This is a genomic window from Cupriavidus sp. 8B (assembly GCF_054589115.1).
Genome location: NZ_BAAILO010000258.1, coordinates 111,136 through 125,255 on the forward strand (window position 1 = coordinate 111,136; position 14,120 = coordinate 125,255).

Genomic DNA, 14,120 nt, shown 5'->3' on the forward strand with positions numbered 1-14,120 from the left:
GCCATGTACGACGACGAATCGCGCCTGCGCAAGACGCTGGCCGATGGCACGGTGTTCGAGTTCCTCTACCGCACCAAGATCGCCCGCGATTTCCTGATGAGCACGCCGGCGCAGCCGGACCACGTGTGGGAGCCGCAAACCACCAAGCTGCTGGTCAAGCTGTGCCAAAACGGCGGCAACGCGGTGATCGGCGGCGCTTACTTCGGCGACCAGGTGATCCTGATGGCCAAGCAACTGGCGGCCGCCGGCGGCGCCTGCCATGCGTTCGAGCCCAATGCCGACCAGCTCGGCATGCTGCGCAACAACGCGCAGCTCAACAACGTGGAGAATATCCACAGCTGGCGCCTGGGCCTGTGGTCGGACAGCAGCACCCAGCTGCGCCTGGTCGGCAACGACTCCTTCGCCCACGCCGAGCGCGCCGACGGCGCTGCCGGCGACGACAGCTTCGCCACCATCACCATCGACGACTACTGCGCCCAGCAAAAGCTCGATAAGCTCAGCCTGATCATGCTGGACATCGAAGGCGCCGAGCTGGACGTGTTCAAGGGTGCGCGCGAACAACTGTCGCGCCCGGCGCCCGACGCCCCGAACATCGTGTTCGAGGTGCACCGCCACTACGTGGACTGGAGCAATGGCCTGGAGAACGCCGAGATCATCCAGCTGCTCCAGGGCTTCGGCTACAACGTGTTCGCGGTGCGCGACTTCAACTCCAACGTGGACATGGCCGGCCGCCCGATCGAGCTGATCCCGGTCGACGAGGTCTACCTGGAAGGCCCGGCGCATGGCTTCAACATGGTCGCCGTCAAGGACCCCTCCCTGCTGCAGGGCGCGGACTTCTCCGTGTGCCATGGCGTCAGTCCCAAGCTGCTGTGGCACCGTGACCCGGCGCTGCATCACCCGCTGTCGTGAGTCCCGCCATGCCCGGCTCCGTACCATGTACCGTGATCGGCGGCGCCGGCTTTGTCGGCCAGCGCCTGGTCCAGGCGCTACGCCAGGCCGGGCATGAAGTCTATGTGCCCGGCCGGGACGACCCCGGCCTGCTGGCGCGCGACCTCGGCCGCGTGTTCTATTGCGCCGGCCTGACCGCCGACTTTGCCGCACGCCCCTTCGATACGGTCGAAGCCCATGTCGGCTTGCTGGCCCGGCTGCTGCAGGCGGGCCGCTGGGACCACCTGGTCTATCTTTCGTCCACCCGACTGTACGACAGCTCCGCGCTGCCGGTGGGCGACGAGGCCGGCGCGCTCACGCTGCAGCCAGCCAACCCGCGGCATCTCTACGACCTCTCCAAGGCGCTCGGCGAAAACCTGTGCCTCACGCTCGCGCCCGGGCGCTCGGCCGTGGCGCGGCTGTCCTGCGTCTTCGACTGGTCCCCGGGTTCGCCCGGCTTCCTGTCCGAATGGCTGCAGCGCGCAGCGACAGAGCGCGCGTTCAAGCTGGACAGCGACGCCGCTTTCGTGCGTGACTACATCCACCTCGACGACGTGGTGCAAGCACTGTCCACCATGTCGGCACTGGGCGAGCGCGGGATCTTCAATGTGGCCAGCGGCGCCAACGTATCCAATGGCGAACTGGCCAACGCATTCAACCGCGCGGGCTGGGCAGTGGAGCTAGCCAGGTCCACCCAACCGCAGCCGGCCGCCGTGTGCAGCACCGCGCGCCTGCGCGCGCTGGGCGTAGCGCCAAGGGACGTGCGCGACGTATTGGCCGCATACCTGGAAGGAACAAGAACGTGGAACTGATCGACCAGACCCCGGAAAGCCTGGCAGCCTACACCTGCGCCCAGGTCGCAGCGCTGGTGCCGGACGGCAAGGCAGAGACCTTGCTGCCGCTGATCAAGCGCAACCAGGCGGAAGCACTGGCCCGGGTGGAACGCTGCATCAACGCCGTACGCATGTGGCACCCCGGGCGCTTCAACTACCTGCACTCCAGCCAGTACTGCCAGTACCTCTACTACCTGGCCAACACCATCTGGCGCAACGAGGCCGACGCCAAGGCCGGCACGCGGCTGTTCCTGCTGAACAAGGCGCTCAACGGCATCGACCTCTTCTACGAGATCGAAATGCCGGAAGTGTTCTTCATCGGGCATTCGGTCGGCATCGTGCTGGCAAAGGCCACCTACGGCAACTACCTCGTGCTGTACCAGAACTCCACGGTAGGCAAGAACCACGGCGCCGCCCCGGTGATCGGCGACGGCGTGGTGATGTACCCCAATACCGCCATCATCGGCCGCAGCAATGTGGGCAATGGCTCGGTGATCGCGCAGGGCGTCAGCGTGATCAACAGGGATACGCCGGGAGACTGCCTGGTGTATGCGGGAAATGCTGGGGACCTGGTTTGCAAGCCAGCGCGCGAACCGGCGGCAGAAGAGTATTTCCGGCTGTAAGCCCCAGGGGGCCTGCTGGCCCGTGCCGTAAGGATCGGAATCGGTAACGAAGGCATCGCGGCATGGCAAGCGCCCGCCCTCTCCCCCGGCCCCTCTCCCACAAGTGGGAGAGGGGAGCCAACCAGCGGGAAGCGAACGGATTCGCAAGCAACAGCGCAACCGCCAAATCCAGGTTCGGTGTAGCCGTGTGACCCGCCCCCAGGCGGGGAACACCCCAGCGCGATGCGAAGCGAGCCGTCAAGGTTCACCTAGGCCGTATGGGGCGAGGGGGTGTCGCCCCATCCGGCGCGCCTTTTTTGCCTACTTTTTTGGCAAGACAAAAAAGTAGGCCGCCGCCCCGCAGGGGTGGTGAAACTGCAGTTGACTTTGACGTTAAGCAGTTGCAGCTGCCCTTGCCCCCAAGCATCCACAAGCAACCACAAGCAACCACAAGCAATACCCAACCACCTCAAACCGTCATGCTCATCATCTCCTGATAAGCCGCCGTCAACCGATTCCTAACCTGCACCCCAGTCTGAAACGAAACATTAGCCTTCTGCATATCGATCATCACGTCATTAAGCGACACCCCCGGCTTGCCAAGCTCAAACGCCTCAGCCTGTCCATAAGCCTTCTCCTGCACGCTGCTGATCCGCGCCAGCGAACGCTGGAGTTCACCGGCAAAACCGCCGGAGGAAACAGCCGAAGCCTGGCTTTCCTGCCCGGTGGCGCTCTGAGCCAGCCCGCGCAGTTGCTGCAACATGCCGTCGATAGAAGAGATGGTAGTCATGGCGATCCGCTTGGAACCCGCCCCGCCCCTGGCCAGCCAAAGCCTGCCCCGGGGGAAGCCGGTTCGAGAATGAGTCATTGAAGGGTTGCGCCGGGCACCCGCCCGGGCCGCTGCCGGCAAACCTTGCGCCATGCGCCGCCAATGCCACAAATACCGCATCCGCGCGCGCCGCCTGTGCCAGCCCCCGAAGCGTACCTGCGGCCCCGCCCGGGCCATTGCGGGAATTCGGGTGGAAAACGAGGCCTATTCGCCGGATTGTCGGCACCCGGCTTGGATGATGATCGATACCGTGCCGAATCTGGGGTGCCGCTCTCCTTTGCGCGCCCGGTCCGGACCGGAATCTCATCAACTATCGCGGGGAGTACGCGTGTTTTGTCAGCAGCGTGATCTTAGCCATGCCGAAGCCAGGGTTAGCCAGGCCAGCCGGGGTGGACAGGGCAGCCAGAGCGGCGCCCGCCATCCGGCCCAGCCGATCCTGACCCATGCCGGCCCGGCCATGACGGGGGCGCGCGCATGAACGCCGTGGCAGCCCTGTCGAACAAGTCCGAGCTGTTCGAGCGTATCAAGTCCAATCCGCGCCTGCCCCTGATGCTGGGCGGCGCGGCCCTCACCGCGGCCATCGCGGTGGGTGTGCTTTGGTCGCGTGCGCCGGACTACAAGGTGCTCTACAGCAATCTGTCCGAGCGCGACGGCGGTGCCGTCATCGCCTCCCTGCAGCAGATGAACGTGCCGTACAAGTTCGCCGAAGGCGGCGGTGCGGTGATGGTGCCCTCCGAGAAGGTCCATGAGACCCGGCTGCGCCTGGCTTCGCAAGGCCTGCCCAAGAGCGGCACCACGGGCATGGAGCTGATGGATACGCAGAAGTTCGGCATCAGCCAGTTTGCCGAGCAGGTCAACTACCAGCGCGGCCTGGAAGGCGAGCTGGCCCGCTCGATCGAATCGATCGCCGCGGTGCAGTCGGCGCGCGTGCACCTGGCCATTCCCAAGCCGACGCTGTTCGTGCGCGAACGCCAGAAGCCAACCGCCTCGATCGTGCTGCAGCTCTACCCGGGCCGCGCCATCGACGACGGCCAGGTTGCCGCCATCGGCCACCTGGTTTCGTCCAGCGTGCCGGAACTCACGCCCAAGGCCATCTCCATCGTCGACCAGCACGGCAACCTGCTGTCTGGCAGCGGCACCAATGAGCGCATGCTCGACGCCGGCCAGATCAAGTACGTGCAAGCGCTGGAGCGCAACTACGCGCAGCGCGTGGAGGCCATCCTAGCGCCGATCCTCGGCCAGGACAATGTGAAAGCACAGGTCACCGCCGACGTGGATTTCTCCATCGTCGAGCACACGGACGAGTCCTACAAGCCGAACCAGGACCCGACCCGTGCCGCCATTCGCAGCCAGCAATCGAGCGAGTCGAGCCAGCAAGGCGCGGCCCCGGTTGGCGGCGTGCCTGGCGCGCTGTCCAACCAGCCGCCCGCACCGGCCGCCGCCCCGATCGCCACGGCCCAGCCGCCGCGCCCGGGCCAGCCGAACCAGCCGGGGCAGCAGCCCGGCCAGCAAGGCCAGGCCCAGGGCGGCGCCACCGCCACGGCCCAGTCCGGCCCGAGCAGCAGCCGCCACGACTCCACCACCAACTACGAGCTCGACCGTACCGTGCGCCATGTGCAGCAGGCACCGGGCGGCGTGAAGCGCCTGTCGGTGGCCGTGGTGGTCAACTACCGCCAAAAGGCGGGTGCCAACGGCAAGATGGTGTCGGAAGCCCTGCCCGCCGCGCAGCTCGCCCAGATCGAGAACCTGACCAAGGAAGCCATGGGCTTCTCGGCCGACCGGGGCGACTCGCTCAATGTGGTCAACAGCCCGTTCACCGTGGACAGCGAGATCAAGCCGGAACTGCCGCTGTGGAAGCAGCCGGAAATGATCGCCCTGGCCAAGACCGCCGCCGGCTACCTGCTGCTGGCACTGCTGGCGCTGTTCGTGTGGTTCAAGGTAGCGCGTCCGGTACTGCGCAAGTACACCACGCCGCCCTTGCCGCCACCACAGGAAAAGTCATCCGACAACGAAGCCATTTTGTTGCCGGCTGATGAGCCGGCCAATCCGGAAGTCCTGCGGCTTGCCGCTAAATATGAAAGCGATCTCGCCCTGGTGCGTGACGCCGCGCAGCGCGACCCGCGCCTGGTTGCTAGTGTGATCAAAAACTGGATGGCTAGCGATGACCGATGAAGGATTGCAGAAGAGCGCCATCCTGATGATGTCGCTCGGTGAAGACGCCGCAGCTGAAGTATTCAAGCACCTTGCCCCCCGCGAAGTGCAGAGCCTGGGCTCGGCCATGGCCACGCTCAACTCGGTGACGCGCGAGCAGATGTCCGCCGTGCTGGCCGAGTTCCGCCAGGAGACCGAGCAGTTCCTCGCCCTGAACGTGGATTCGAGCGCCTTTATCCGCAGCGTGCTGAACAAGGCGCTGGGCGAGGAGCGCGCGGTCTCGGTGATCGAGGACATCCTCGAGTCCCGCGACCCGGGCGCCGGCATCGATTCGCTGAACTGGATGGATTCCACCTCGGTGGCCGAACTGATCCGCGACGAACACCCGCAGATCATCGCCACCATCCTGATCCACCTGGACCGGCAGAAGTCGTCCGAGATCATCGCCATGTTCACCGACCGCCTGCGCAACGACGTGATCCTGCGGATCGCCACCTTCGGCGGCGTGCAGCCTGGCGCCCTGCAGGAGCTGACCGACGTGCTGACCAAGCTGCTGGCGGGCCAGAGCCTCAAGCGCAGCCGCATGGGCGGCGTGCGTACGGCGGCCGAGATCATCAACCTGATGAGCACGGCCCACGAGGAAGCGGTGATCGAAGGCGTGCGTCTGCACGACGGCGACCTCGCGCAGAAGATCATCGACGAGATGTTCCTGTTCGAGAACCTGCTCGAAGTGGACGACCGCGGCATCCAGCGCGTGCTCAAGGAAGTGGCCACCGAATCGCTCATCGTCGCGCTCAAGGGTGCGCCGGTGGAGTTGCGCGACAAGTTCATCCGCAACATGTCGACCCGCGCCGGCGAAATGCTGCGCGAAGACCTCGAAGCGCTGGGCCCGGTACGGGTCTCCCAAGTCGAGGCCGAGCAGAAGAACATCCTCCAGGTGGTACGACGCCTGGCCGAAGCCGGCGAAGTTGTAATCGGTGGTGGCGACGATGCCTACGTCTGAACGTGCCCTGCGCCAGTTCCGGGGCCTTGCCTCGGACAGCGATTTTGTCGATGGTCGTGGCGATCTTCGTGGCGACCATGCTGGCGACGCCGGCGATGGCCGCGCAGCGGGCAACCGCGGCGCGCCGCGGCAGGCTGGCTTCGAGAGCTTTGCCGCGCCCGCGGGCCGCGCCCCGCAGAAAAACGGCTGGCAACGCTGGCAGATGGTCTCGCTGGATCCGCGCAAGGCCGCGCCCGCTCCGGCGGAGTTCATGCCGCTGGAGCCCGCGCCGCCGCCCATCGACTTTGCCGCGCTCGATGCCATGCGCGAAGGCGCGCGCAAGGAAGGCTACGCCCAGGGCTATACCCAGGGCCAGACCCAGGGCTACGGCGACGGCCACCGCGAGGGCTATGCGCGCGGCCTGGAAGGCGCACGCACCGAAGCTGCCCACCTGCAGCAACTGGCCGCTACCTTCAGCCACGCGCTTGGCCGCGTCGACGAAGAAGTGGCCCAGACCCTGATTTCCCTAGCGCTGGATGTGGCGCGCCAGCTCGTTCAGCAAGCCGTGCAGGCCGATCCTGCCGTGCTGCTCCCGGCGGTGCGCGAACTGCTCGCGGCCGAGCCGGCGCTGTCCGGCTCGCCCTGCCTGCTGCTCAATCCCGAGGACGTCACGCTGGTGGAAACGCACCTGGCCGGCGAGCTGCAAGCCGCCGGCTGGAGCGTGCGCGCCGACCCCGCCATCGCGCGCGGTGGCTGCGTGGCAAGTGCCGCCAGCGGCGAGCTCGATGCCACCCTGTCCACGCGCTGGAGCCGCGTGGTCAAGGCGCTCGGCCGCGACGACCCGTGGGAGCCGCCGCATGCCTGATCGTTCGGCAACTACCCCGGCAACTACCGCGGCAAATACGGATTTCACCGCTGGCCTGCATGGCCAGCGCTGGCGCGATGCGCTCACCGCGGCCTCGGCCGGCATTGCCGAGATCGACAGCAAGCGCAGCTGCGGCCGCCTGACCCGCGCCGCAGGCCTGGTGCTGGAAGCCGTAGGCCTGCGCCTGCCGGTGGGCAGCGATTGCCTGATCGAGCTGCCGGGTGGCCAGTTGCATGGCAAGAACACCGGCCCGCGCCTGGCCGAGGCGGAAGTGGTCGGCTTCGGCGCCGACCGGCTCTACCTGATGCCGCAATCCGACGTGGTGGGCCTGGTGCCCGGCGCGCGGGTCTATCCGCTCGAACCCACGCCGCTGCCCAGCGGCGACACCACCCCGCGCGAGCCGGGCTCGAAGCGCCTGCCGGTGGGCGAAGGCCTGCTCGGGCGCGTGCTCGATGCCGCCGGGCGTCCGCTGGACGGCCTGGGCCCCATCACCGCCGCCACCGAAGTCACGCTGGGTGGCACGCAGATCAACCCGCTGTCGCGCGCGCCCATCGAGACCGTGCTCGACGTGGGCGTGCGCGCCATCAACGGCATGCTCACCGTTGGCCGCGGCCAGCGCATGGGCCTGTTCGCCGGCTCCGGCGTGGGCAAGAGCGTGTTGCTGGGCATGATGGCGCGCTACACCAGCGCGGAAGTGATCGTGGTCGGCCTGATCGGCGAGCGCGGCCGCGAAGTGAAAGACTTCATCGAGAACATCCTGGGCCCGGAAGGGCGCGCGCGCTCCGTGGTGGTGGCCGCGCCGGCCGACACCTCGCCGCTGCTGCGCATGCAGGGCGCCTCCTATGCCACGCGCCTGGCCGAGTACTTCCGCGACCAGGGCCGCCACGTGCTGCTGATCATGGACTCGCTCACGCGCTATGCCATGGCCCAGCGCGAGATCGCCCTGGCCATCGGCGAGCCGCCCGCCACCAAGGGCTATCCGCCCTCGGTGTTCGCCAAGCTCCCCACGTTGGTGGAACGTACCGGCAACGGCGCCGAAGGCGGTGGCTCGATCACGGCCTTCTACACCGTGCTGACCGAAGGCGACGACCAGCAGGACCCGATCGCGGACTCCGCGCGCGCCATCCTGGACGGCCACATCGTGCTCTCGCGTAGCCTGGCGGAATCCGGCCACTACCCCGCCATCGACGTGGAAGCCTCGATCAGCCGGGCCATGACGGCGCTGATCGAGCCGCCGCAGTTCGCCTCGGTGCGGCGCTTCAAGCAATTGATGTCGCGCTACCAGCGCAACCGCGACCTGATCAGCGTGGGCGCGTACGTGCCGGGCAACGACCCGGAGCTGGACCTGGCCATCCACCTGCATCCGCAGATGGAAGCCTTCCTGCAGCAAGACATCCATGAGCGCGCCGGCTACGACGCCTCGATCGGCCAGTTGCATAGTCTCTTCCAACGGAGTGAACATGGCTAAGCCATCTGCATTGAACACCTTGGCCGACCTGGCCCAGAACGATACGGATGCCGCCGCGCGCGAGCTGGGCCGGCTGCAAGGCCTGCGCAACCAGGCGGAGCAGCAACTGGCCGCGCTCACGCAGTACCGGCAGGAATACCGCGAGCGCATGCAAGCCATCGCGCAGGACGGCATGACTTCCACGCGCTGGCAGGACTTTGCACAGTTCCTGGCCTCGCTCGATACCGCCATCCGCCAGCAGACCGAAGCGCTGGCGCGGGCCGAGGCGCAGTTGCTCGCCGGCCGCGCCAACTGGCAGCAGCAAAAGCGCCGCCAGAGTTCCTTCGACACGCTCATTACCCGCGCGGCAACGCGCGAGCAGATTGCCAGCACGCGTCGCGAGCAACGCGACACCGACGAATACGCAGCCCGCGCCGCCCGCCTGCAAGTCGCAGGCCGCCACCGTTAAGCCGCCCAGCCAGAGCGAACCCGAACATGATCGATATCAGCCAGATTGTCAGCAATGCCGCCACGGCCGCCTCTTCGCGCAGCGCCAGCAACACCAGCAATGCCGATGCAAAGTCGCAAGGGTTCGGCGATGCGCTGGCGCGTGCCCGCAGCGATGACCGCACCAGCAGCAATAGCAATAGCAATAGCAATAGCACCAATAACAGCAACAGCAGCACCAACAACGCCAGCAACAACAACGCCGATAACGCGTCCACACGCAACGACGCCAGCGGCCAGAACGGCAACGCCGCCAAACAAGGCACGCAGGCCAGCACGGTAGCCACCAAGCCATCACGCCGCCAGGAGAAGGACGCCGAGCAGTCCCAGGACCAGGCTGCGGATCCCGCCGCCCAGTCCGCCGCCGCCGCGCTGGCCGCCCTGCTGGCGCCGCAACCGGCCCAGCCGGCACAGCCTGCCGCGCTGGCAGCCAACGGCGCGCTGCCGGGCTCGGCCGGACTGCCCGGCGCCGCTGCCCTGGGCGCGCAAGCCGGCCTGAAGGACATGAAGGACCCGGCGCTCGCCACCGCCGCAGCGGCCACGCCCGACGCGGCCGCTCCGGCGACCTCGGCCGCCGCCGATACGCTGGCCACGATCGCATCCCAGCGCGCCGCGCTGCAGGCCGTGCCGCAGGCCGCGGCCAGCACCCCGGCAGCCACCACGGACAAGGCTGCCGCTACGCCCGGCACCGACGCCGCCAAGGCGGGCCCGGACCTGGCCGCCAGCCTCAAGGCCGCCATGGCGAGCCAGCAAGGCGGCAATGGCCAGGCTTCCTCCGGGCAGCAGGACGCCTCGCTCGGCCAGCCGTACAAGGCCCCGCTGCAGCTTGCCGACGCCGGCAAGAACAGCCAGCCCCCGGCAACGACCGCCGCCGCGCCGGCCAGCCCGATGCAACTGGCGCAAGCCATGCGCGCCGCCGAACCCGCCAGCACCGAAGCCACGCCCGCTAACGCTACCGTTACGCCGCTGATGGCGGCCGGCACCCTGGCCGCGAGCCAGGCGCCGACCTCAGGCGGCCTGTCGCCCACGACCTCGCTGCCGATCGCGCCGCCGGTGGGCGATGGCGAATGGCCGCAAGCGCTTGGCCAGCAGATGGTGCGCCTGTCGACCCAAGGCAACCACACCGCCGAGCTGCAGCTCAACCCGCCCGACCTCGGCCCGCTCAAGGTCGTGCTCAACGTCGTCAACGACCAGGCCCAGGCCCAGTTCGTCTCGCCGCACGCCGCCGTGCGCGCCGCGGTCGAAGCCGCGCTGCCGCAACTGCGCACCGCGCTGGCCGACAGCGGCATCCAGCTGGGCCAGACCTCGGTGGGCGCCGACAGCTTTGCCGGCCAGGCCGGCAACGGCCAGCAGCAGCAACGCCAGCCGGGCAACGCGCAGAACGGTTTCGGCACCTTGGCTGGGATCCCGGCGGCCCCGGCCAATACCAGCCCCACGGCCCCGGTGGCACGCACCCTCGCACGCGGCGAAGTCGACACCTTCGCCTGACCGCCCGGGCGGGATGGACGCTCGGGCGCACACGCCCGGGCTTTCCTCGCAGCCCCGCGCATTCGCGCTTACCATGTCGTTTAAGAGCAGGGCTCCAGCCATCAGGGCTGGCGCGCCCCGCCCGCCAAGACGCCATGACTTTCGACCTGTTCGATTCCCTCCCCCAAGACGCCCCGCAGGCTGAGCCCATCGTCCCCGGCGCGGTAGTGCTGCGCGGCTTTGCGCGCGAACATGAGCAAACCCTGCTGGATAACGTGCGCGACATTGCCGCGCTAGCCCCGTGGCGCCACCTCATCACGCCGGGCGGCCTGCGCATGTCGGTGGCCATGACCAACTGCGGCCCGTTTGGCTGGGTTTCGGACGTCACAGGCTATCGCTACGAAGCGGCCGATCCCCTCAGCGGGCAGCCCTGGCCGCCCATGCCGGATGCCTTCCTGTCGCTGGCGCGCGATGCGGCCGCCACGGCCGGCTTTGCCGATTTCAAGCCGGACGCGTGCCTGCTCAACCGCTACGCGCCGGGCACCCGCCTTTCCCTGCACCAGGACCGCGACGAGCTCGACCTGCGCGCGCCCATCGTCTCGGTGTCGCTCGGCCTGCCAGCCGTATTCCTGTTCGGCGGCCTCGCGCGCGCCGAGCGCCCGCTACGCGTGCGGCTGGTGCATGGTGATGTGGTGGTATGGGGCGGCCCAGCCAGGCTGGCGTTCCACGGCATTGCGCCGCTGGCCGACGGCGATCACGCACTGGTGGGGCGCGAGCGGATCAACCTGACTTTCCGCAAGACGCGCTAGCGGCGCGCCGGGCGCATTGGCAGGCGAGCGTCAGCCGATTTCATCGAGCAACGCCAGCCGGCTAACGTCGGGAAACGCCTTGACGCGGTACCTGGCGGGATACTGCGCCTCCTGCTCCATCAGATCGCCCAGCAGGGCCTGCGCCTGCTGCCAGCCCACCACGCGCGTGCGCCCCATGGCATCGTCCGCGTCGGGCCGTACCAAGGCGATGCGATCCGCGCGCGGCAGCGATGTATCCACGCCGCACGTCCAGGTGGTGATCGAATACGAGGTAAGCGGATCGTCCTGCCGGCCATAGAGCAGGTAATTGGCCAGGAAGACATCGACGCCGTCGCGCTCGTTCAGGCGGTCCAGGGCGGCCTTTTGCGTGTCGTACTCTTCCTTGCGGTACAGCCGCACCAGGTGGGCAAGGTGCCGTGCCGCCCGCTCGCCGGGCGGGACGAAATGTGACACTTCGGTTCCCGTGGGCACAGCGTGCGCCACGCCCCCGGGCTGGTAGCAGAACATGGCCGGCGAGATCGTGCGGCCCTGGCGAAACGCCTGCAAGCTGAGCTCCACCATCCGCAACTGGCCGGCATCGTCCTGGTCGCCCGTCACCAGCAGCACCTCGCGGGTAGGCATCATGAACACCGGGCGGCCGCGCACCGGTACCCGCTCCAGCACATCCGGCAGCAGCGCGCGGCTAGCCTCGTAGCCGTCGCTCCAGGCGCCCTGGTAGACGCCCTGCGCGACCGGGACGAAGGCCTCGTCGGTGTGGTCGCGCAGGTTGTCGCCCGCGATCTGCAGCGCCTGGCCGAGCGTCACCTGCCATGAGGCCGAGGGGCCGTTGAGCAGCGTCGACGTGGTTTCCGGATAGTCCACCGCCAGCAGGATCACGCAGTCCTCGCCGAAGGGCAGGTAGGCGACATCGAACGTCGAGGGATCGCCCTCCGAGCGCAGGTGGTGCAGCCGGATCTCATCGATCAGCGAGCGGCTGCGGATCAGCGGGCGAAGCATGGGCCCGGCCTCGGACAGCGAGTCGGGCGTGGCCTGCCCGCTGGAGCACAGGGTAGCCACGAAGCCATGCAGCGCCTTGTCGCGCTGCGCGCCACGGGCCTCGCAGTACGCCCGGTAGGCATTGTGGAGGTTGAAGAAGGCGTTGCGCCCGTGCTCCAGCCGGAACTCGTCGGCGTTGAAATCAAGGCGCCCCTCAAAGCCCTGGCGCCTGGCCGCGGCAATGAACAGCGCCGCGAAACGATCCGGCGGCGGCTTGCGCAGGAATAGCGACTCGAAGAAACCCATGGCGATGGCGTGGCCCGGAGGTTGGCCCCAGTGTTAGCCCGGACGTTGGCCCAGACGTTGGCCCGGATGGCAATGCTTACACCTTACCTCATGTCCCGGCGTTTCGGCACCATCTCCGTGCGCCGCCATGCGCCCTGCCGCGCAGTGTTGCGCCACCGAGTTTTCCGTTATTCTTGGGCTCGCCGCGGCGCTGGGCCGACCATCCCGCCCATGGTACCGCCCCCGCCCCCAGGATCACAGGAAACCTGAATTGACGCGCATCTGCCTGAACATGATCGTGAAGAACGAGGCCCCGGTGATCGCCCGCTGCCTCGCGTCCGTGAAGCCATGGATCGACCGCTGGGTGATCGTGGACACTGGCTCCACCGATGGCACCCAGGCGCTGGTACGTGAGGTCATGGGGGACCTGCCCGGCACGTTGCATGAGCGGCCGTGGATCGATTTCGCGCACAACCGCAACGAGGCCCTGGCGCTGGCCCGCGCCGGTACAGAAGGCGAGGCCGGCGCCAATGACTACGTGCTGTTCATTGATGCCGACGAAACCCTGCGCATGCCCGAGGGGTTCCGCTGGCCCAGGCTGGCCGACGATGCCTACCGTTTCCAGTGCGAGCTGGGCGGCTGGCAATACCAGCGCAACGCCCTGGTCAAGGCGGCCCAGCCCTGGCGCTGGGAAGGCGTGCTGCACGAATACCTCACGCAGGACGCGCCGCACGCCTGGCAGTACCTGGCCGGCCCCACCATCGTGGTCTCGCGCGATGGCGCCCGCGCCCGGGATCCGCATACCTACCTGCGCGATATCGAAGTGCTGGAGCGCGCCCTGCAGAAGGATCCGGCCAATGCGCGCTATTGCTTCTACCTGGCGCAGAGCTATCGCGACGCCGGCCAGCTGGAAGCCAGCCTGCAGCAATACCAGGCTCGCGTAGCCATGGGCGGATGGGAAGAGGAGCGCTGGTTCTCGCTGTTCCAGGTGGCCGTGCTGACCGAGCGCCTTGCCGCCGCCAATGTCGCCGATGTGGCCGACAATGCGGCAAACTCTGCCTACGCCCCCGGCGCCGTGCGCGACGCCTACCTCGCAGCCTACCAGGCGCGCCCGGCGCGGGCCGAGCCGCTGTGCGCGCTGGCCCGTTACCACCGGCTGCGCGGCGAGTTCGCGCAGGCGCATCTCTACGCCCAGCAGGCCGCGGCCATTCCCTGCCCGGCCGATACGCTGTTTGTCGACGCGGCGGTCTATGCCTGGCGCGCGCTCGACGAACTCACGGTCAGCGCGTACTACATCGGCGCGCTGGCGCAAGGCAAGGCCGCCTTGCAAAAGCTGCTGGATGAAGCGCGCTTCCCGCCCACCGAAGGCACGCGCATCCAATCGAACCGGCCTTACTACGGGCTGTAGCCTTCCAGCCCCTGGCCGGCCTTGGTTGGCCTT

General features: G+C 68.1%; 13 protein-coding genes. 11 read left to right on the forward strand and 2 right to left on the reverse strand.

The genetic code is table 11. The features are described 5' to 3' along the window. The 3 genes from ACYP5B_RS25495 to ACYP5B_RS25505 all read left to right on the forward strand — a co-directional run. Window positions 1-909: FkbM family methyltransferase (locus ACYP5B_RS25495; protein WP_459571542.1), on the forward strand; the 909-nt coding region annotated here is incomplete at its 5' end. Window positions 910-917: 8 nt separating this feature from the next. After that, window positions 918-1,739: an NAD-dependent epimerase/dehydratase family protein gene (locus ACYP5B_RS25500; protein WP_318234061.1), complete on the forward strand. Its 822-nt coding sequence runs from the start codon at window positions 918-920 to the stop codon at window positions 1,737-1,739. Continuing rightward, a complete protein-coding gene (locus ACYP5B_RS25505; RefSeq protein ID WP_459571543.1) occupies window positions 1,730-2,383 on the forward strand; it encodes an LbetaH domain-containing protein in 654 nt (217 codons plus the stop codon). Before ACYP5B_RS25500 ends, ACYP5B_RS25505 begins: the two co-directional genes overlap by 10 nt. Before the next feature lie 448 nt (window positions 2,384-2,831). Here the strand turns inward: ACYP5B_RS25505 and fliE are convergent, their stop codons facing one another. Then, on the reverse strand, window positions 2,832-3,152 hold the full coding sequence (gene fliE, locus ACYP5B_RS25510; protein WP_318234059.1) for a flagellar hook-basal body complex protein FliE: 321 nt from the start codon (window positions 3,150-3,152) through the stop codon (window positions 2,832-2,834). 513 nt (window positions 3,153-3,665) lie between these two features. Between fliE and fliF the strand changes: the two genes are divergently transcribed. From fliF to alkB, 7 genes are all read left to right on the forward strand, one after another. Next, window positions 3,666-5,363: a flagellar basal-body MS-ring/collar protein FliF gene (gene fliF, locus ACYP5B_RS25515; protein WP_459571544.1), complete on the forward strand. Its 1,698-nt coding sequence runs from the start codon at window positions 3,666-3,668 to the stop codon at window positions 5,361-5,363. Then, entirely contained in the window at window positions 5,353-6,345 is a 993-nt protein-coding gene (gene fliG, locus ACYP5B_RS25520; RefSeq protein ID WP_318234057.1) for a flagellar motor switch protein FliG, read from the forward strand. Before fliF ends, fliG begins: the two co-directional genes overlap by 11 nt. Continuing rightward, entirely contained in the window at window positions 6,332-7,189 is an 858-nt protein-coding gene (gene fliH / locus ACYP5B_RS25525; RefSeq protein WP_459571545.1) for a flagellar assembly protein FliH, read from the forward strand. Before fliG ends, fliH begins: the two co-directional genes overlap by 14 nt. Further along, entirely contained in the window at window positions 7,110-8,657 is a 1,548-nt protein-coding gene (gene fliI, locus ACYP5B_RS25530) for a flagellar protein export ATPase FliI (RefSeq protein WP_459571546.1), read from the forward strand. The genes fliH and fliI overlap by 80 nt, the downstream gene beginning before the upstream one ends. Beyond that, window positions 8,650-9,105, forward strand: a complete 456-nt coding sequence (gene fliJ / locus ACYP5B_RS25535) for a flagellar export protein FliJ (RefSeq protein ID WP_318234054.1) — start codon at window positions 8,650-8,652, stop codon at window positions 9,103-9,105. The genes fliI and fliJ overlap by 8 nt, the downstream gene beginning before the upstream one ends. Window positions 9,106-9,131: 26 nt before the next feature. Then, the gene (locus ACYP5B_RS25540) at window positions 9,132-10,631 is read left to right on the forward strand and encodes a flagellar hook-length control protein FliK (protein ID WP_459571547.1); all 1,500 of its coding nucleotides are present in this window, start codon (window positions 9,132-9,134) and stop codon (window positions 10,629-10,631) included. A 134-nt stretch (window positions 10,632-10,765) separates the two neighbouring features. Next, complete coding sequence (alkB, locus tag ACYP5B_RS25545) at window positions 10,766-11,419, forward strand: DNA oxidative demethylase AlkB (RefSeq protein WP_459571548.1); 654 nt, start codon at window positions 10,766-10,768, stop codon at window positions 11,417-11,419. 30 nt (window positions 11,420-11,449) lie between these two features. Here the strand turns inward: alkB and ACYP5B_RS25550 are convergent, their stop codons facing one another. Then, window positions 11,450-12,700, reverse strand: a complete 1,251-nt coding sequence (locus tag ACYP5B_RS25550) for a DUF1444 domain-containing protein (protein ID WP_459571549.1) — start codon at window positions 12,698-12,700, stop codon at window positions 11,450-11,452. Window positions 12,701-12,950: 250 nt separating this feature from the next. Here ACYP5B_RS25550 and ACYP5B_RS25555 point away from each other — a divergent pair, with 250 nt between their 5' ends. Next, the gene (locus ACYP5B_RS25555; protein WP_459571550.1) at window positions 12,951-14,087 is read left to right on the forward strand and encodes a glycosyltransferase; all 1,137 of its coding nucleotides are present in this window, start codon (window positions 12,951-12,953) and stop codon (window positions 14,085-14,087) included. The last annotated feature ends 33 nt before the right edge of the window (window positions 14,088-14,120 follow it).